The 19,079-nt window shown below is 58.9% G+C and carries 18 protein-coding genes; 13 read left to right on the forward strand and 5 right to left on the reverse strand.

Translation table 11 applies throughout. The features are described from left to right. Nucleotides 1-2 precede the first annotated feature (2 nt). Nucleotides 3-413 carry a hypothetical protein gene (locus DOU54_RS02195; RefSeq protein WP_044459466.1) on the reverse strand — a complete coding sequence of 137 codons (411 nt, stop codon included), beginning with the start codon at nt 411-413 and terminating at the stop codon, nt 3-5. Continuing rightward, complete coding sequence (locus tag DOU54_RS02200; protein ID WP_003522141.1) at nt 413-1,666, reverse strand: sarcosine oxidase subunit beta family protein; 1,254 nt, start codon at nt 1,664-1,666, stop codon at nt 413-415. Before DOU54_RS02200 ends, DOU54_RS02195 begins: the two co-directional genes overlap by 1 nt. Before the next feature lie 316 nt (nt 1,667-1,982). On the opposite strand from DOU54_RS02200, the gene rpsU reads away from it, so the two are divergent. Next, nucleotides 1,983-2,210: a 30S ribosomal protein S21 gene (gene rpsU / locus DOU54_RS02210; RefSeq protein WP_003508541.1), complete on the forward strand. Its 228-nt coding sequence runs from the start codon at nt 1,983-1,985 to the stop codon at nt 2,208-2,210. A gap of 133 nt (nt 2,211-2,343) precedes the next feature. Beyond that, a complete protein-coding gene (locus DOU54_RS02215; RefSeq protein WP_006698105.1) occupies nt 2,344-3,243 on the forward strand; it encodes a tetratricopeptide repeat protein in 900 nt (299 codons plus the stop codon). Between the two features lie 71 nt (nt 3,244-3,314). Here DOU54_RS02215 and DOU54_RS02220 read toward each other — a convergent pair whose 3' ends face one another. Next, nucleotides 3,315-3,581, reverse strand: coding sequence for a DUF6074 family protein (locus tag DOU54_RS02220; protein WP_004437715.1), 267 nt, complete (start codon nt 3,579-3,581; stop codon nt 3,315-3,317). A 339-nt stretch (nt 3,582-3,920) separates the two neighbouring features. Between DOU54_RS02220 and DOU54_RS02225 the strand changes: the two genes are divergently transcribed. Both DOU54_RS02225 and DOU54_RS02230 read left to right on the forward strand, forming a co-directional pair. Then, a complete protein-coding gene (locus DOU54_RS02225) occupies nt 3,921-4,199 on the forward strand; it encodes an exopolysaccharide production repressor protein (protein ID WP_113730395.1) in 279 nt (92 codons plus the stop codon). 109 nt (nt 4,200-4,308) lie between these two features. Next, nucleotides 4,309-5,298, forward strand: coding sequence for a glycosyltransferase family 2 protein (locus DOU54_RS02230; protein ID WP_113730397.1), 990 nt, complete (start codon nt 4,309-4,311; stop codon nt 5,296-5,298). Nucleotides 5,299-5,481: 183 nt separating this feature from the next. Here the strand turns inward: DOU54_RS02230 and DOU54_RS02235 are convergent, their stop codons facing one another. Continuing rightward, nucleotides 5,482-6,447 carry a polysaccharide pyruvyl transferase family protein gene (locus DOU54_RS02235; RefSeq protein WP_006698107.1) on the reverse strand — a complete coding sequence of 322 codons (966 nt, stop codon included), beginning with the start codon at nt 6,445-6,447 and terminating at the stop codon, nt 5,482-5,484. 51 nt (nt 6,448-6,498) lie between these two features. After that, the gene (locus DOU54_RS02240; RefSeq protein WP_004437703.1) at nt 6,499-7,464 is read right to left on the reverse strand and encodes a glycosyltransferase family A protein; all 966 of its coding nucleotides are present in this window, start codon (nt 7,462-7,464) and stop codon (nt 6,499-6,501) included. 117 nt (nt 7,465-7,581) lie between these two features. Here DOU54_RS02240 and DOU54_RS02245 point away from each other — a divergent pair, with 117 nt between their 5' ends. The 9 genes from DOU54_RS02245 to DOU54_RS02285 all read left to right on the forward strand — a co-directional run bounded on the left by DOU54_RS02245 (nt 7,582) and on the right by DOU54_RS02285 (nt 19,005). Continuing rightward, nucleotides 7,582-9,060 carry a lipopolysaccharide biosynthesis protein gene (locus DOU54_RS02245; RefSeq protein ID WP_108081710.1) on the forward strand — a complete coding sequence of 493 codons (1,479 nt, stop codon included), beginning with the start codon at nt 7,582-7,584 and terminating at the stop codon, nt 9,058-9,060. Between the two features lie 371 nt (nt 9,061-9,431). After that, nucleotides 9,432-10,580, forward strand: a complete 1,149-nt coding sequence (locus DOU54_RS02250) for an acyltransferase family protein (protein WP_022563429.1) — start codon at nt 9,432-9,434, stop codon at nt 10,578-10,580. 4 nt (nt 10,581-10,584) lie between these two features. Next, nucleotides 10,585-11,376, forward strand: coding sequence for an endo-1,3-1,4-beta-glycanase ExoK (gene exoK, locus DOU54_RS02255; RefSeq protein ID WP_113730399.1), 792 nt, complete (start codon nt 10,585-10,587; stop codon nt 11,374-11,376). 65 nt (nt 11,377-11,441) lie between these two features. Further along, nucleotides 11,442-12,623: a glycosyltransferase family protein gene (locus DOU54_RS02260; protein WP_113730401.1), complete on the forward strand. Its 1,182-nt coding sequence runs from the start codon at nt 11,442-11,444 to the stop codon at nt 12,621-12,623. Between the two features lie 17 nt (nt 12,624-12,640). After that, nucleotides 12,641-13,639, forward strand: a complete 999-nt coding sequence (locus DOU54_RS02265; RefSeq protein ID WP_113730403.1) for a glycosyltransferase family 2 protein — start codon at nt 12,641-12,643, stop codon at nt 13,637-13,639. Further along, nucleotides 13,636-14,580, forward strand: a complete 945-nt coding sequence (locus tag DOU54_RS02270) for a glycosyltransferase family 2 protein (protein ID WP_113730405.1) — start codon at nt 13,636-13,638, stop codon at nt 14,578-14,580. Before DOU54_RS02265 ends, DOU54_RS02270 begins: the two co-directional genes overlap by 4 nt. Continuing rightward, nucleotides 14,580-15,575: a glycosyltransferase family 2 protein gene (locus DOU54_RS02275; RefSeq protein WP_113730407.1), complete on the forward strand. Its 996-nt coding sequence runs from the start codon at nt 14,580-14,582 to the stop codon at nt 15,573-15,575. The genes DOU54_RS02270 and DOU54_RS02275 overlap by 1 nt, the downstream gene beginning before the upstream one ends. A 67-nt stretch (nt 15,576-15,642) precedes the next feature. Further along, nucleotides 15,643-16,548 (forward strand): UTP--glucose-1-phosphate uridylyltransferase, encoded by a 906-nt coding sequence (locus tag DOU54_RS02280; RefSeq protein WP_112637327.1) that lies wholly within the window; start codon nt 15,643-15,645, stop codon nt 16,546-16,548. 108 nt (nt 16,549-16,656) lie between these two features. Beyond that, nucleotides 16,657-19,005: a polysaccharide biosynthesis tyrosine autokinase gene (locus DOU54_RS02285; protein WP_004437674.1), complete on the forward strand. Its 2,349-nt coding sequence runs from the start codon at nt 16,657-16,659 to the stop codon at nt 19,003-19,005. The last annotated feature ends 74 nt before the right edge of the window (nt 19,006-19,079 follow it).

Here is a 19,079-nt window from a genome sequence, read left to right on the forward strand (position 1 = left end):
ACCTAGAGAGAATTTTCCGGAAGCGCTGTTCCGGCGGGTTGGTCACACAGCCGCTTCCCCATGGCTACAAAAGGGGAAAGCCGCTTTAAAAGCTGCTCAAAATTATCGAAGGGGCGCAACGCCGAGGCCCGGCCCATATTGACGATGGCGACCGCCATCATGTCGGTGTCGATCGCGAAGGGATAATCCTGCTCGCCATCCTCATTCTCTCCGACAAAATAGACCATCTTGTCCGCGAGGCTGGGAGCACACAAAAGCAGGCCTTTTTCCGCCGTGAAGGGCCAGTCTTTCTCACCCTGCATCTTCGCAATCTTCTGGCTGCGAAAATCCTCGGCCCCGGGAATGACGCTACCGGCGGGCACGGCCTCGGCCGCGCCTGATATATTGATCGCAAGCATGGCCGCCGCCAGCATCAATGCGCCACCGCGGCAGCGGCAGCCTCATCAATCAGGCGGCCGGTGCGGAACCGGTCAAGCGTCAGCCCGGCCGCCAGGCGATGCGGTTCACCGCGGGCGATGAGATGCGCGAAGAGATTGGCGGAGCCCGGCGTCGCCTTGAAGCCGCCGGTGCCCCAGCCGCAATTAACGAAAAGGTTTGGCACCGGCGTCACGCTCTGGATGGCGGAACGATCAGGTGTGTTATCGGTGATGCCGCCCCACTGGCGCATCATCTTCACCCGCCGGAAGATCGGAAACAGCTCGCAGATAGCGTCGAGCGTGTGAGTGATGATCTGCAGACCACCGGTCTGGGAGTAGGAATTATACTGGTCGGTGCCAGCTCCGATCACCAGCTCGCCCTTGTCCGACTGCGAAATATAGGCATGCACCGTGTTGGACATGACGACGCAGGGGAAAATCGGCTTCAGCGGCTCCGAAACCAGCGCCTGCAGCGGGTTGGAATGCAAGGGAACGCGCACGTCTGCCATCTTCATGATGACGGAGGAATGACCGGCGGCCGATACGCCGATCTTCTTTGCGCCGATGAAGCCGCGATTTGTCTCGACACCCGTCACCGCGCCATCAGGCCCGCGGCGAATGCCGGTCACCTCGCAGTTCTGGATGATATGCACGCCGCGGTCGGAGGCCGCGCGCGCATAACCCCAGGCGACAGCGTCATGGCGTGCCGTGCCGCCGCGACGTTGAAGGGCTGCGCCATTGATCGGGTAACGCGCATTGCCGGATATGTCGAGCGGCGGACAGTACGCCTTTGCCTGCTCCGGCGTCAGCCACTCATTGTCGATGCCATAAAGACGGTTGGCATTGATATGACGGCTGAAGGACTGCCGGTCATGGATATTGTGCGACAGCATCATTACGCCGCGCGCAGAATACATGACGTTATAATTGAGATCCTGGCTCAAGCCTTCCCACAGTTTCAGGGAATGCTCGTAAATATCCATGCTCTCTTCATAGAGATAATTGGAGCGGATGATGGTGGTGTTGCGGCCGGTATTGCCACCGCCGAGCCAGCCTTTTTCCAGAACCGCGACATTGGTAATGCCATGTTCCTTGGCAAGATAATATGCCGCTCCGAGACCGTGGCCGCCCCCGCCAATGATGATGACATCATAGTCCTTGCGCGGCTCGGGTGAGGCCCATTGCGCATCCCAGCCCTTATGACCCCTGAGCGCCTCACGCGCCACGGCAAAAACGGAATATTTGCGCATTCGCAATCTGCTCCTCGAGAACCGGCCAGAGGCCTGGAACATAGCCCCGGCCCGTATCATACACATGGCAAATCGGGATGGGAGGCAATATCCATTTTGCGACGCGGCAATGGTTTTGTTTCGACATGGCCGAAAGATTGCGGGACGGCGCGCATTTTGTGGCTGAATATGCGCTACCGGCTGGACTTGCTGCAAATGATCTGTTATTGCACGTCACCAATCGCCCGGCTCAACAGCCGGATGAACCACTTTTTGTTTGCGTGCGAATGCCTTTATTCACACAGCAAGATAACCAAACTAAAGGAACGGGTTTAACGTGCAGGTACTAGTCCGCGACAATAACGTTGATCAGGCGCTCCGCGCCCTGAAGAAAAAGATGCAGCGCGAAGGCATTTTCCGTGAAATGAAGATGCGTGATTATTACGAAAAGCCCTCCCAGAAGCGCGCTCGCGAAAAGGCTGAAGCCGTTCGCCGCGTTCGCAAGCTGGCACGCAAGCGTGCACAGCGCGAAGGTCTGGTTGCTGGCCCCCGCGCAGGCCGTTAATAGGCCGTCTTTTGGACGTTTTTGAATGCTTGTTGGGCGGGGGCGATCAATTCGCCGCCGCTCTTTGTGTTTGTGGCCGGAGAACGCTCTTGAAAACGACCGTGAGACCGGCCTGCGAGGGAACCCACACCGAATGATCGCTGTCGACACCTGTGTTGTGAAAAACGCCGATGCCTCCACGCGCCGGTTGCCATTAAAAAACAACAGAGGGTTCCGCGCTTCTCTGGTCGTCTGCGCCGTGCTTGCCGGTCTTTCCGGCTGCGCGACATCCAACCAGACGGAAGATGTGTTCAGGATCGACCGCGCACAGGGCTCGCAGGAAAACATCGCCTCGCTCACCTCGGTCATCAACGCCAATCCGCAGGATCCTGAGGGTTACAACGTCCGCGGCTCGGCCTACGGCCGCGCCGGCGATTCGCGCCGCGCCATCGAAGATTTTAACAAGGCCCTGCAGCTCAACCCGCGCTTTTACCAGGCCTATGCCAACCGCGCGCTGGTTTACCGCAATAGCGGCCAGCAGCAGCAGGCCCTTCAGGACTACAACGCCGCCCTGCAGATCAATCCGAGCTACGATGTGGCGCTGATCGGTCGCGGCAATCTTTACCGGCAGTCCGGACGCGTCAACGAAGCCTTCAACGATTTCTCCCGCGCCATCGAGCTGGAAACCACCGACGGTCGCGCCTGGCACAATCGCGGCCTGATCTACCAGCTGCGTAACCAGCATGCCCAGGCCATCGAGGACTTCTCCAAGGCAATCTCGTTGTCATCGACGTCACCGGAGCCCTATAACGGTCGCGGCCTTTCCTACGTCGCGCTCAATGACGACGAAAACGCCTTCGCGGATTTCAACCACGCCATTTCGCTTGACGGGAATGTGGCGGAATCCTGGGCCAACCAGGCGCTGGTCTATGAGCGACGCGGTGAGATGGCCAAGGCGGCCAAGTCCTATGCGCATGCGGCGCGACTCGATCCCAAATACAAGCCCGCACTGGATGGCGTTGCCCGCACGCGCGGCGCCGCTGGCGCCTCCTAAGGCGTCCGGAACCAATAAAAAAGCCGGCTGGTTTATAATCCGCCGGCTTTTTTAATGAAGAAAAAGAACCATCAATGGCTGTCGCGGCGTGCCTCGGGCGCGGCATCCACCGCCCACAATTCAGCCTGCACGGCGTTTTGAAATTCCATGACCTCGCGCCGCATCGCGGCGTCCTCATAGCCAAGCGCCGTCAGACGGGCGGCCAGTTCACGGCACTCCCTGCGCCAGAAATCATTCGCCTCCACACCATGCAGCCGGTCGAGCATGGTTGCACATCGTTTTACGTCGGCAATGCGGTTCTTTGCCGGAAAGGCGATTACTTCTGAACTCGTCGTCACGCGGGCACCCTGCTCTTCGAGGAATCAATACCGACTTTTTAAAGGCGAGATGGTTAACGAAGTCTGCAGAGCGGGCCAGACACTCCGCAAGGCCTGCACCGGAGGCGGTTTTAGACTTATCAGAAGCAGGCATCGCTGTTGTCTGGCCGACGTCATCGATGCGAATCGGCAGTTACTGAGGAATTTACCAATCAAGATTACCGAAATTTCATGCCGCGGGAGGTAGAAGAAGTATATGTGTGTTGAAACAGCACCGGTCTCATCGTATATTTCCTGCAAAGAAGAAAAATGCCGCAGCGCAGTCAAAAATGGAGAAATCGTTCTCGGGAGGAGAGCAACATGTATGCACCTCGTGTTTTTTTCAGCATGATCGGTGCTTTGCTTGCTTTTGCGGTTGCGACATATTTCATCCACGGCTCCTTCTATACGGCATTCATTCAGACCCTCATTTGCGCAGTCATTCTGCAAGTCGGTTACTTCGTGGCGATTTTGGTTCTGGTCGCCCGTGAAAAACGCCGGATGCGGGAGACCTTTGCCCGGGACCTCAGCGCTGAAACAATTGCGGCAGACACCGCGAAAAGCGCACCGCCGCATGGGGCAAAGCTGACGGATATGTAAGTTTTTTCGCATCCGCTTTTATTGCATCGCAAAAAATCGCTTGCATCCATATCGCTGACACTTTCTGCTGGCCAAATCCTGAAGGTTCGTCAAAGCAGAAGGACACCCCATGGTCAGCGGTTCACAGCCCATTTGCGTCATCATCGCTGCAAAGAATGCATCTGATACCATCGATATCGCCATTCGTTCCGCCCTTGCGGAGCCAGAGGTCGGCGAAGTCGTCGTGATCGACGATGGTTCCACCGATACAACGAGCGACGTGGCGCATGCGGCGGATGACGGCACGGGCCGCCTGCGGGTGGTGCGATTCGACGTCAACCGCGGGCCATCGGCTGCGCGCAATCATGCCATCTCGATTTCCTCCGCTCCCCTCATCAGCATTCTCGATGCGGACGATTTTTTCTTCCGCGGCCGTTTCGCCGCCATGCTGGCCGATGACGACTGGGACCTCGTGGCCGATAATATCGCCTTCATCCAGCAATCCGTTCCAGGCGCGTCCTCCATGCAGCCGGCCCGCTTTAAGCCCCAGGCGCGGTTTTTGTCGCTGACGGAATTCGTGGAAGGCAATATTTCCAGGCCGGGTGTGGAGCGCGGGGAAACCGGCTTCCTGAAACCGGTGATACGCCGCGCCTTTCTCGACAAACATGCGCTGCGTTATGACGAGGCTCTGCGACTTGGCGAGGATTACGAACTTTACGTGCGCGCGCTGGCGGCCGGCGCGCGCTACAAGGTCATCCGTCATTGCGGTTACGGTGCGATCGTTCGCGGCAACTCGCTGAGTGGCCGCCACCGAACCGAAGATCTCCGTCTTCTCTACGAAGCAGACAGGACGATTCTCGCCGGTTGCCGGCTCTCGGCAGAGGAAACGGCGATCCTGCGCGAGCACGAGAAACACATCCGCGCCAAATTCGAGCTTCGCCATTTTCTCGATACAAAAAAACAGAAGGGTGTGAGCGGAGCGCTGAGCCACGCCCTTGCGCGTCTGCCCGCCCTGCCCGCCATTACACGCGGTATCTGGAGCGACAAGACCGCCCGCTTCCGCAAAGCGGCGCCGGTGCGGGACGTGCGTTATCTGCTGGACGGCACGCCGGTTTCCTAAGGGAAAAGACAACTCACGACAAATCTCTGCCGTCCGCCCCCGGGGCTTGTCCCGGGGATTTGCTCACGTATCCTCTAAGCGCTCAGTCGCAGATGCTCGGGACAGGCCCAAGCATGGCGATGCGGCAACGGTGTCCTCAAGCAAAAGCCGCAGAAAATTCTCTGCGGCATCCGCTCCTCACCTCTAGAGATAATCCCGCTTCACCGTTTCCAGAACGGCGGCGAAACGCTCCTTGCGTTCCTCCAGTCTGCCATCCGGGCTAAGACGCGGTTCCGCTCGGCTTGCCTGCCAGAGCGCCAGTGTGGAAGGTGCGGCCAGCACCTGCTTGGCGAGCTTCCGCAACGAGCGGGATTGCGTTTCCTGCGGACGCACCATTACATCGCCCTCATGCGCCCGGCCCTCAAGCGCAGAGACGGAATCGGCGGTGACAACGGGGGCGGGCGGTGGCGGGAAGCTCATGCCCCAGAAGCGTGAGCCCTTTTTCGCCGCTTCCGCGCGGGTTGAAACCGGCACATAGCGCGGCTGATATTCGACTCCGACGCTGCCGGCCCAATCGCTCCATTTGAAGCTGTTGATCGATGGTGAAGTGCTGACGGCGACCCACGGCACGCGGAAGGCATCGGCAAGGATTGCACCATGCATGGATTCAGCCACGATGAATTCCGATTGGGCAATGGCGCGGATGACCGCTTTTGCCTCGCCGCGCGGGTCGAGATAGGTGAGTCCTGCCGGTTCACAGACGGCTTCCCACATGCCGAATTCCGCCGATTCCCAATGGGGGACGAAAGTCTTCTTGTGGAGCTTTGGCAGCCCTTTGAAATCAGGCATCTCGGTGACCATCACGGCGGGATCGACAATGCCTTTTTCGGGAGCGAGCCCCAACTTGGCGGCGGTTTTTTCGCCGCGCACACACCGGATATCCCAGAACTCGGTGCTGGTATCCGGCACCGCGCCATAACCATAGCCGCTGCCGATCACCAGCTTGCGCTGCTTGGCGGGCAAAAGAACGTCGTTGAGCACCGTTCCGACGCCCACGAGCATGACATCGTCATGCACATCGCGCAGGCCCGGAAGCAGAAAATCCCACAGCCACAGGTTGAGATCGTCACCGAAATTTCCGTGATGAGATTCCCAGTGGTAAGGTTTCATGAGGTCACTCCTGGGTGAAAAACATATAAATTGTTGCGGGCGAAAATTCGCTCATCTGGATCGGACGATTTTTCCGGCGCCGAGTTCGAAAGCGGCGCGCAGCAGTGCCGGATCGCGCATTGCCCATTTCAGGAGCAAACCGAATTCGGGAGCCTTGCGCCGTTTCAGGTTGCCAGCCTGGCTCCAGAGAGCCTGTTTGCGCGCCGTGTTTTTATAGGAAGCGATGGACGCCACATCGGCCGGCCGGCGAGAAAAACGTCCCTCCAGCGTATCGAGCGCCACCCAGGTATTGAACTGCTGGCGCAGGAATTCCGGCGACGTATTGTCGATGCTGTGGAAGATATTGACGCCCATGCCGCGCATCGCGCCGGCGTCGTCACAGAGCAGTGTCCGCTTCGATGCAAGGATGGAATCGCAGAAAAACAGCACGTCTTCCGCCGCCAGTCTGAGCGCCGGATCGAAACGGATCTTCTCGAAAAGAGGACGACCGATCACCATGCAGGAGAGATGCAGGAAGCTCCAGTTCCGCAGCATGACGCTTGCGAGATCCGGCAGTTCGATCACCAGCGGCTTCTCCGAAAGCCGTGCCGCACCCTCATTCTTCTCCAGCTCGGAAATGGCGAAATGATAATAAAATTCGTCACTTGCCTGCATGGACGCCCAGTAGCACTCGCCGCCATAGGTCGTGAGCGCAAAGGCCGCATTCCGCAGATGATCGGGCGTCCAGATGTCGTCGGAATCAAGAAAGGCAACGTAGTCGGTGCCGTCAGGCACATTGTCCAGACCGGTGTTGCGGGCGCCGCCCGGGCCGGCATTGGCCTGCTTAATGACAAGAATCCGGTCTTTCTGTTCCTGCGAAAGTTCCGCAAGTTCCTGATCGATCGGGTATGGCGATTCGTCATCGACGATGACAAGATCGAAGTCCTGGTAAGTCTGCGCAAAAACCGATGCGAGTGCACGTCCCAGGACACCGTGCTGCTTTTGATAGTAGGGAATGACGACAGTAAATCTTGCCATTGTTTCGCCCCTTGCGTTGATCAAGAAGTGTCGGGCCCGATCCTAAAAGCGGCCCCGATGGTATCGGCAACTCCCAACCGGCTTCCTCCCGCCGGCCTCCAGAAACAGGATGCTTGTATGCCCCCAGCGCCAAATGTAAAGACCATCACCACGAATGTCGGCTGGAGCGTTTTATCAAAAACAGGGACATTCGGGCTTAAATTTGTCACGGTCCCTATTCTTGCAAGGCTGCTTTCCCCGGAGGAATTCGGGGTGGTAGCGGTAGGACTAACGGTTGTACAGTTCCTGACCATGATTGCTGGCGCGGGGCTCACCTCCGCTCTCATCGTTGAGAAGGAAGAGGATATGGAAACGATCCATACCGTCTTCTGGGCTAATCTGGCGATCTCCTGCACCATGGCAGCCGTGCTCTACATCTGGGCGGAATTTTTCGGCGGACTGCTGGGGGCGGTGGAAAGCGCATACCTGCTGCGCATCATGGCCTTCCTCATTCCATTGCAGCTTGCCGGCGATGTCGCCTATTCGCTGCTGGCGCGACGGATGAACTTCAGCAAGGATGCGCTATGGAGCATGGCCTCGGAGAGCATCGCAGCGATTGTCGCGGTCGCGCTCGCCTTCATGGGGTTCGGCGTCTGGGCGCTTATCATCCAGCTTTTTGCCGCAGCTCTCATCCGTCTTGTCGGGCTTTATGCGGTTTCCCGCTATTGCCCGCGTTTCGTCATGAAGCCACGCCGGCTGGTGCCGCTTCTCGGCTTCAGTTCGGGGCTGATGGGCTCGGAAATCGCCAATTTTGTCACATTCCAGTCGCCGATGGTGGTCATTGCCCGTCACCTGGGTCTGGCGGATGCCGGCGCCTATTCCGCCTCCAACCGTTTCGCCAGCATTCCCAACCAGGTGGTTTTATCCGCCGTCATGGGGGTTCTGTTTCCCGCCTTCAGCCGCATGATGGACGACCCGCAGCGCCGTCGTGATGCGTTGATGTTCAGCACGCAGGTGCTGACCGTACTGCTCGCGCCCATGATGTTCGGTCTCTGGGCCGTGGCCGAGCCGGCCATGCTTGTCATCTTCGGCCAGAACTGGGCCTATGCCTGGCCTGTCCTCGGGCTCCTCGCCCTGTCCAAGGCCATTCTCACACCGTGCAGCACCTTCATCCCGTATCTGAAGGGTGCTGGTTACGGCCGCGTACTGTTCTGGTCGGCGACGATCCGCGCCATCGTCACCACGGTGGCAGTGTGGCTCGCGGCACTTTATGGTACGCTGATAGACGCCATGGTCTGGCTTTGCATCGTCAACGCGGTCACACTGGTCGCTTACTCCTGGGCCGTGTTCAAGGCTAGCGACACGCCTTTCTTCCGGGGCCTTTATGTCAGCAGTCGACCGATGATAGCCGCTTTCGTGATGGCCGTTGCGGTGCGCTATCTGCTTCACCTTCTCGCCGATCGCATTCCCAATGCCACCCTTCAGGTTCTTATCGGTGCTGCCGTGGGCGGCGCCATCTATGCAATACTGATCCTGCTGACTGAACGTGCCCTGCTGGGAAAAATCCTGGGCATGGTCAAATCACGGCGCATGCCAAATACCGCAACTCAAGGTTAGAAATGTCACAGAAAAATGCGCCTCATTTCTGCCGTTAAGGGGCCTTGCCACGGTGATTTTTCTCGCCGTGGCAAGGTGGGTTCGGCGCTCTTTTTGCAGCGCAACATCACGGCAAATGACAAATTCGCACGCTTCAGAGATTTTTAATGAAGCGTGAGTTTAGATAAAATTCATTTATTTCAATCGTTTAATTTTTTCACGCGATAGAAACTGTGCTGACGCCAGACATTCACCCGCAAAATCTAATCTTGTGTTTTTCCCGCGTCGCCACATTTTATCCCAAAGTCGAAACCAGACTTCCCAGTGCGGGCTTAAGTTCGCTCTGGTTGCAACGCGGCGTGGGGAGACGCCGCCCAATAGGGGTGACTGATGTGACTGTCGATCAGAACCTATCCTCCCGTATCAACTTGATGCGCATATTGCTGATTTCAGGAATCGTGTTCGTGCATGTGCCGCACAATGCCGAAACCAGCCCCTTTCTTGGCCTTTACGGCTTTTTCGACTGGCTGCGGGTTTTCCTGGGCGACGCGCTGTTTCGCATCGGCGTGCCCTGTCTCAGCGCCATTTCCGGTTATCTGCTGTTTCGCCGCGGCATGAGCGCTTTCGATTATCCGGCGACGATCCGCTCCAAGACGAAAACCGTGCTGCTGCCATTCCTCTTGTGGAATGGCGCACTGTTTGCCGCCGTGCTGCTGATCCAGCTGTTCGAGGTTGGCGTCGGATATTTTCCCGACCTATGGAACGCCAGCCCGCGCGAAATACTCAGCCATGGTACGGCGCTGGAAGAGCTGCCGGTGAATGTGCCGCTTTATTTCCTGCGCGACCTTTTTGTCTGCATTCTGCTGTCGCCTGTGCTCGCATTTCTGATGCGCCGCTTTGCGCTGCCGACGCTCGTAATCCTGCTGATCGTCACGGCCATGCCGGACCTGAAGATCTTCATTGTCCAGAAAAAATCCATCCTCTTCAGCTTTTCGCTCGGCATCGCGCTTGCCCTGCACCGGGTCGACGTCAAGGCACTTGATCCTTATGCCCTGCCGATCATGTTGTTGACATTTGCCGCGTCGGCCATTCTCGCCACAGGTCTCTATTTTACTGGCCCTGAATTCACATTCTGGCTGAATATGTCGCGCAATCTGCTCGCGGTCTTCGGCGCGCTCGGCTTCTGGGTGTCTTCATCGATCTTGATCCGCAGCCGGCTTGGTCAGAGGCTCGCCGAGACCGGCAGTCTCAGCTTCTGGATATTCTGCGCCCATTACCCGCTGCTGGTCATCATGTGGATGGTCTGGAACAAGGGCGGGCCGGATTTCTATCCCGCTTTCTACATCAGCGCGACGCTTTGCGCCTTCGTCATTTTGGTGATCAGCAATGCCCAGACCCGCAAATACCTGCCGGCCGTCTATGCCGTATTGACCGGAAGCCGCAGCGGCAAAGGCAAGGCAAAGGCCGAATTCGCGGCCAAACGGGCTTCCACGATAGGCCCACCCACATCCGAAACACTTTATTCGCAACGACAGAGGTGAACCAATGACAACATTTGTCACCCGCGTTCAGACACGCATTCTTCTTGCCGCCGCCCTCACTGCAACGGCATTCACGGCCCCCGTCAAAGCCCAAGAGGGCAATGGCACGTCCTTCATGGAGAATTTCGACCAGATGGACAGAAGCTTCTGGTACGTTTCTGACGGCTGGAACAACGGCGCGCACCAGAACTGCACCTGGTCGAAGAAGCTGGCAACGGTGGAGAACGGCCAGCTGACGCTGGGCTTCGAGGAAGCCAAGGCCGGCGACCGCAACTTCGCCTGCGGTGAAATCCAGACCAAGGGCCGTTATCGTTACGGCACCTATGAAGCGCGCATGAAGGCCGCCACCGGCCCTGGCCTGAACTCCGCCTTCTTCACCTATATCGGCCCGACCGACAAAAAACCGCACGACGAAATCGACTTTGAGGTTCTTGGCAAAAATACCGGTCAGGTGCAGCTCAACCAATATGTGTCCGCCAAGGGCGGCAATGAGAAGCTGGTGCCGGTGGAAGGCGGGGCCGATGCCGGCTTCAACGACTATGCCTTCGTCTGGGAACCGCAGCGCCTGCGTTATTACGTCAACGGCAAGCTTGTTCATGAGGTGACGGACGCGACGAAAATTCCGCAGAACGCTCAGAAAATCTTCTTCAGCCTGTGGGGAACCGACACGCTGAAGGACTGGATGGGCAAGTTTGCTTATGCCGGGCCATCGCAGATGGTCGTTGACCGCTTCGCCTTCACCGCGCTCGGCGATAAATGCCAGTTCCCGGAAAGCATCGCCTGCGCTCTGAATTGACCGATTTTTTTGAACCAAATCCTGTGCTGCGGCGTCTTTGACCCGCGAACCGACCGGAACCCTGCATGATCCATATTCTCTATCTCGCGCATGATCTGTCAGACCCCGCCATTCGTCGGCGGGTGCTGACGCTGCTTGCAGGCGGGGCGCGGGTCACGCTGGCCGGTTTCCGGCGCGGGCAGAACCGGCTGGCGGAAATCGAGGGCGTCGTGCCCGTCGTGCTCGGAGAGACCGCCGACGGGCAGTTTCTGCAGCGCATGGCGGCGGTTGCAAAAGCCAGCCTTTCTCTTGGAAAGGTCCTGAGCGGCATCCCGACACCCGACGTCATTCTTGCCAGAAACCTCGAAATGCTGGCTCTGGCAAAGCGCGCCATGTCGATCTATTCCAGCCGCCCGGCGCTGGTTTACGAATGTCTCGATATTCACCGCCTGCTGCTCAACGAAGGCAAGCCCGGACAGATGCTGAATGCCGCGCAGCGTTATTTCGCACGCGACGCAAAGCTTCTGGTTACAAGCTCCCCGGCATTCGTGGAGCATTATTTCAAGCCCGTGTCGGGCCTCGACCTTCCTGTCCTGTTGCAGGAAAACAAGGTGCTGGCGCTCGACGACACCGTTGCCGCCACGCCAAGACCACGGGCGCCCGCGCCCGGCGAACCATGGAAAATCGGCTGGTTCGGCGCGCTTCGCTGCCGCAAATCGCTTGAAATTCTCGCTGAGTTCGCTCGCCGCATGGAAGGCAGGGTCGAAATCATCCTGCGTGGCCGGCCGGCCTATTCGGAGTTTGCTGATTTCGATGGCTTCGTGGCGGCTGCTCCACATGTGCATTTCCACGGACCTTATAAAAACCCCGAGGACCTAGCCGCGATCTACAGCGAGGTGCAATTCACCTGGGCGATCGACTTTTTCGAGGAAGGCCAGAATTCCAGCTGGCTGCTGCCCAACCGGCTTTACGAGGGCTGCCTTTACGGCACTCTGCCGATTGCACTTTCCGGCACGGAAACGGCTCGCTTCATTGAAAAACGCAATATCGGCTTCGTGCTGCAACAGGCGGGCGCTGACGATCTTGCCGCCCTCTTCAACCGGATGACCCCGCAAACCTATGCGGATGCCTTCCACACCCTGTCGGCAACAGACAGGAAACAATGGCTGACCGACCGCGACGATTGCCGTCTGCTGGTGCAGCAATTGTCCTCACTCGCCAAATCCGCTTCCGGCCACGCCCGTGAAGCGCAGTTTTCACCCGTGTAGTGCGTAGGGGGCAAATTATGGAAGGTCCAGGTCATTCCGGCATCAGAACGCTGATCGTCATACCCTGCCTCAATGAGGCGAAGACGATCGAGGGGCTGCTCGTCAAATTCACCGGCGCGATGCAGGGGCGCCTGTTCCGCATCGTGGTTGCCGATGGCGGCAGCACGGATGGAACCCGCGATATCGTTTCCGCCTTTGCGGCGGCGGATGACCGCGTGACGCTTCTCGCCAATCCGAAGCGCATCCAGAGCGCCGGCATCAATCTCGCCGTCGCCACCTTCGGCGAGGATTTCGATTATCTCATCCGGATCGACGCCCACGGCGATTATCCCGATGATTATTGCCAGCGGCTGATCGAGGATGCGGAACGGACGGGTGCGGACTCCGTTGTCGTTGCGATGGATACGGTCGGCCACGGCCTGTTCCAGAAGGCGACTGCCATTGCCCAGAATTCCAAGCTCGGCAATGGCGGTTCCAAGCACCGCGAAGGCGCAAAAGGCCACTGGATCGACCACGGCCACCACGCGCTGATGCGGATCGCAGCTTTCGATGCGGTAGGCGGTTATGATGAGAGCTTCAGCCACAACGAGGATGCGGAGCTGGATTTCCGGCTGCGCAAATCCGGGTTCCGCATCTGGATGACCGACAAGACCCGCATGACCTATTATCCGCGCGCCAGCGTCATGCCGCTCTTCAAGCAATATCTCGCCTATGGCCGCGGCCGGGCGAAGAACCTGTTGAAACATCGCTCAATCCCGAAAATCCGCCAGATGATTCCGCTCGCCGTGCTGCCGGTCTTCATCTTCGCGCTGCTGTCGCTGGTGCATTGGGCAGCCCTTATTCCGCTCGGCCTCTGGATTGCCGCATGTGTGGGTTATGGCTTGTGGATGGCAATAGGTCAGAAAAATCCATACGGCCCGCTCGCCGCTTTTTCGGCAATGGTGATGCATCTGGCCTGGTCCACCGGCTTCTGGCTGGAACTCCTGAAATTCCGGGGAAGAAAGGCTGTCTCATGACCGACAACACCGTCACCGGCACGCAATATCTCAAGACCGTCGATATCGGCATCTGCACCTACAGACGCCCGGCGCTTGTCGCCACACTTCTGTCACTCTTCGAGCTGGATGTGCCTGAAGGCGTGAAAGTTAGGCTGATTGTCGCCGATAATGACGAGGAGCCCAGCGCAAAGGCAAGCGTCGATCGCCTGCGCGAAACCGCCCCCTTCGAGATCACCTATGTGCATTGCCCGAAATCTAATATTTCGATTGCCCGCAATGCCTGCCTGTCGGAATGCAAGGCGGATTATCTCGCCTTTATCGATGACGACGAAACGGCGCCGCCACACTGGCTGGCCGCGCTTCTGGAAAAGGCCGACGAGACCGGTGCAGAAACCGTTCTCGGCCCCGTCACTGCGGTTTACCGGGACAACGCGCCGGGCTGGATGAAACGCGGAGATTTCCACTCGACCGTTCCCGTCTGGGTCAATGGCGAGATCATCACCGGTTATACCTGCAACACGCTGCTCAGGATGGAAGCGCCATCGGTAAAGGGCCGGCGCTTCGCGCTGGCGCTTGGCCAGAGCGGCGGCGAAGACACACATTTCTTCTCGCATCTCCACGCCGCCGGCGGCCGTATCGTCTTTTCGGAAGACGCTGTCTTGTCGGAGCCGGTTCCGGAAAATCGGGCAAGCTTTCTATGGCTTGCCAAGCGCCGGTTCCGTTCCGGCCAGACCCATGGACGGGTGCTGGCTGAAAAGAAACCCGGTGCGCGCCGCGTCGTCCAGGTGGTGAAAGCTGGTTCGAAAGTGCTTTATTGCGCTCTTTTTGCCGCCTTGAGCGGTTTCAATGCCGTACGCCGCAACCGCTATGCGTTGCGAGGCGCGCTGCATATGGGTTCGATGAGCGGCGCCTTCGGTGTGCGCGAAATCCGGCAATATGGTGCCGTGGAGGCGACCTGATGGAAAACCTCACCTCTCCGCCAGACATCAGCTTCGTTATCGCCGCCTATAATGCCGCCGATACGATTGAGGCCGCGGTTCAAAGCGCGCTCGATCAGCAGGGCGTGACGCTGGAAGTAATCGTCGTCGACGACCGCTCCGCAGACGATACCATTCCCTTCGTTGAAGCGATCGCCGCAATCGATCCGCGCGTGCGGCTGCTTGCGCTCGAACAAAACCGCGGTCCAGGCGGCGCCCGCAACGCCGGCATCGAGGCCGCGACGGGGCGCTGGATCGCCGTGCTCGACTCCGACGATGTCATCCGCCCGGAGCGCTCCGCCTGCATGATGTGCCGGGCAGAAGCCGCCAACGCTGACATCGCTGTCGATAATCTCGATGTCGTCTACACCGATGGCCGGCCGATGGAGACGATGTTTCCCGAAGAGTTTCTGGAGGAACGGCCTGTTCTCACGCTGGAGGACTTCATTTCCTCCAACATCCTGTTCCGCTCCACCTTTAACTTCGGCTACATGAAACCGATGTTCCGGCGCGATTTCCTTAATAACGAAGCACTGCGCTTCCGTGAGGATATCCGCATCGGCGAAGACTATATTCTTCTCGCCTCGGCGCTTGCCGCTGGCGGCCTCTGCGTCATCGAACCGAAGCCGGGTTACATCTACAATATCCGCGAAGGTTCGATTTCCCGCGTCCTCGAACTTCATCACGTCGAAGCGATGATGCGAGCGGACGAAGAATTTCTGAGCCACTACACCTTGCTGCCGGCCGCCATGGACGCGCAGCAGGCGAGAGCCCGCAGCCTGCGGCTGGCGCATAATTTTTTGACTTTGGTGGACAACATCAAGCGCCGCTCGGTACTCGGCGCCTTGAAGACCACAATCCGAGATCCTGCCGTGCTGGGGCACCTGAGAATGCCGATTGCAGTGCGGCTGAGGAGGCTGCGGGACGCCGTGTTTGCGCCCGCAGCGAATACAGGGGTGAAAAGGCAGATTTCGTGAAATTTGCGCGCGGACCATGTCTGCGCGGGGACTGGGGACAGATCAAACCTTGATGAAGGAGAACGCGATGGACCTGAAGAGAACTGTCAGAAAAGCCGTCATTCCGGTAGCCGGCAACGGCACGCGGTTTTTGCCCGCCACCAAGGCGATGCCAAAGGAAATGCTGACGATCGTCGACCGGCCGGTCGTTCAATATGCCGTGGATGAAGCCATGCAGGCCGGCATTGAGCACATTATTTTCGTCACGAGCCGCAACAAGACCGCCATCGAAGACTATTTCGACAGCGCACCTGAACTCATCAACACGCTGACCCGCTCCGGCAAGACCGTGCAGGTGCTGCAGCTGGAAAAGATGCTGCCGGTTGCCGGCACCGTCAGCTATACCCGCCAGCAGGTGCCGCTTGGCCTCGGCCATGCCGTCTGGTGTGCGCGTGAGCTGGTCGGCAAGGAGCCTTTTGCGCTGCTGCTGCCTGACATGGTCTCCTATGGCGCGCGCGGCTGCATTGCCGGACTGATGGAGCTTTACGATGAAGTCGGCGGCAATATTCTCGGTGTCGAGGAATGCCTGCCGGAAGAAGTTTCGTCCTATGGCGTCGTCGGCGTCGGCCAGAAGGTCAATCACGGCTTCGCCGTGACCGAAATGGTCGAAAAGCCGGAACCATCCAAGGCGCCTTCGAATTATTACCTGAATGGCCGTTATATTCTGCAGCCGGAAATATTCGATATTCTCGCCAAGCAGGAGCGCGGCGCGGGCAACGAAATCCAGCTGACCGACGGCATGAAGCGGCTCGCCGAAAAGCAGGCCTTCCATGCGCAGAAATATAGCGGCCGCACCTTTGACTGTGGCAGCAAGCAGGGCTTCATCGCCGCCAACGTCGCCTTCTCGCTGCTGCGCGCCGACATGGAAGCGCAGGTTCTCGCTTCGGTGAAGGAACTGGTGGCAAACCACGAAAGCCGCGTGCAGGCGGCCTGACTTTCATCGCGCCGCCGGGGGAGGCGGCCGGCGCACCAATAACGGGAGGCGGGAAGGCGAGAGTTGCTCGGCTTCCCGCGTACCATTTTTAATTCACAAGGTAGGTCCATGCACCACAAGACCTTTAAATCCAATATCGGTTTTCCGGAATCCGGCAAGGATTCCGACACGTTCATCGACCTCGACCGCCTGTGGGCCGCCGTGGTGCGCCGTGCCAACGTCATTGCCGCCTCCGTCATTGCCGCCGTAGTTTTGGCCGGACTTTACCTGGTGCTTGCGACCCCCGTTTATACGGCGATGACGCAGGTGCTGCTCGATGAAAGCCTCTCCCGTTATGCGGAAGAGGAATCGCCTGTGCCCGCTGCCCAGATCGTCGACAACCGCATTGCCAGCGCCGTGGAAATCCTCAAATCCAAGGAAATGGCGCTGACCGTGGTGGACAAGGCCAAGCTTGACGAGAACGACACCATCGTCAATCCGCCGATGTCGCCAGTCGAGCTCGTCAAATCCTCCGTGCGCGGTATCCTCGATCTCGTCCTGCCGGGCGATCCGCCGGTCTCCGAAGCCGCAATCCGCGCCGGACGCCGCGAAAAGGCCGCTGCCGTGCTGCAGCAGTCGCTGACTGTGGAGCGGGTCGGTCGCAGTTCCGTCATCGCAATCTCCACCCGTTCGACTGACCGCCAGCTGGCCGCACACATCGCCAAGACCTACGCGCAGGCCTATCTCACCGAGCAGCTGAACGCCAATTTCGACGCCAGCGAGCGGGCATCTGTCTGGTTGCAGGAACGCCTGACCGACCTTAACCAGCGCGCCCAGGCGGCAGAGCTTGCGGTGCAGAAATTCAGGTCCGACAACAATATCGTGTCCTCGCGCGGCGAACTGATGTCGGAAGGCCAGCTTGCCGATCTCAATGGCCAGCTGATTGCGGCACAGGCGGATGCCGCGACGGCCTCCGCCCGTTACAATCAGTATAAATCCATCATCGACCGCGGCCCGGAAACGGCCGTCGACAACGCCGTCGTCTCGGCCCGGGACACCGACAATTCCGTTATTCAGGATCTGCGCAAGCGCTACATCACCATTTCCGACCGGCAACGGGGCATTGTGCAGCAGTTCGGAGCAGACCATCCGCAGGCAGCCGCGCTGGACGCCGAGAAAAAAGAAGTGGCGCAGCAGATCTTCCAGGAACTGCAGCAGCTGACCGGCAGCTTCAAGAACGAATACGACGTCGCCAATTCGCGCGTACAGTCGTTGCGCGACAGTATCGACAAGGTGGCTGGCCGTAATTCGGAAGCCAATATCACCATGGTGCAGCTACGCGAGCTCGAACAGCGGGCGACGGCCCTGCGCACCCTCTACCAGTCCTATCTCGGACGCTTCGAAGAGGCTTCGCAGAAGCAGTCGCTGCCGATCGCCAAAGCCCGCATCATCTCCGAGGCTGGTCTTCCCACATCGCCTTCCAGCCCGAAAAAGACCATGACAATGGCGCTTTCGGTCGTACTGGGCCTGATGCTGGGTGGGGGCATTGCGGCACTTCTCGAATTCCGCGACCGCTTCTTCCACACCGGCAACGATGTGCGTGATAACCTGCGCATGCGCTTTCTCGGCTACCTCCCCTTCATCGGCGAAAGGGGTGTGGAAAACGCCAAGACCGGAAACAGCGCCGCAACCCCCGGCGGCGAGAATGCCACGCTTGAGGACAGCGGCCAGGTTTCGTTCCAGAAAATGCTGCGCCTTGCCGTTGACAGTCCGCGCTCCAGTTTCGCGGAAACGCTGCGCAACGTGAAACTGACGGCCGATGTCGTTATTCAGGAGCGCCAGTGCCGGGTCATCGGCGTCATTTCCTGCCTGCCGAATGAGGGCAAATCGGTCGTTGCGCTCAACCTCGCGGGCCTGATCGCCTCCACCGGCAAGCGCACGCTTGTGGTGGATGCCGACATCCGCAATCCGGGTCTCAGCCGCATGCTGACCACGCGCCAATCCGCCGGTCTGGTGGAGGTCGTGCTTGACGAGGTGCCGTGGACGCAGGCGGTGAAAGTGGACACGCGCACCAAGATGGGCATTCTGCCGGTTTCGACCAGCAACCAGTTCGCCCATTCAAGCGAATTGCTCTCCTCTTCCGGCATGCGCAAGTTTATCGACTCGGCTCGCGAGGCCTGCGACTACATCATCGTTGACCTTGCACCCGTTGTGCCCGTCATCGACGCCAAGGCCTTTGCGCCGCAGGTGGACGGCTTCGTCTTCGTCACCGAATGGGGCAAGACACCGATCCAGATGGTGCAGAACCTGATGGCCAACGAACCGCAGATCGCCAACAAGACGCTCGGCATCGTGCTCAACAAGACGGACATGACGGAACTGCAGCGTTATGCCGGACCTGGCGGTTCGGAGCATTACCACGAGTCGTTCTCGGCCTATTACGGCGATGCAAAGCCGCCGGTGAAAGAAGATGCGTAGTGGCAGAGATTTAACAGGCCGGTTGCATCCACACTCCGTCACTCCGGCCCCCGAGCCGGAGTCCAGCCAGCCCA

Source organism: Agrobacterium sp. MS2 (assembly GCF_003261015.1).
Classification (GTDB): Bacteria; Pseudomonadota; Alphaproteobacteria; order Rhizobiales; family Rhizobiaceae; genus Agrobacterium; species Agrobacterium pusense.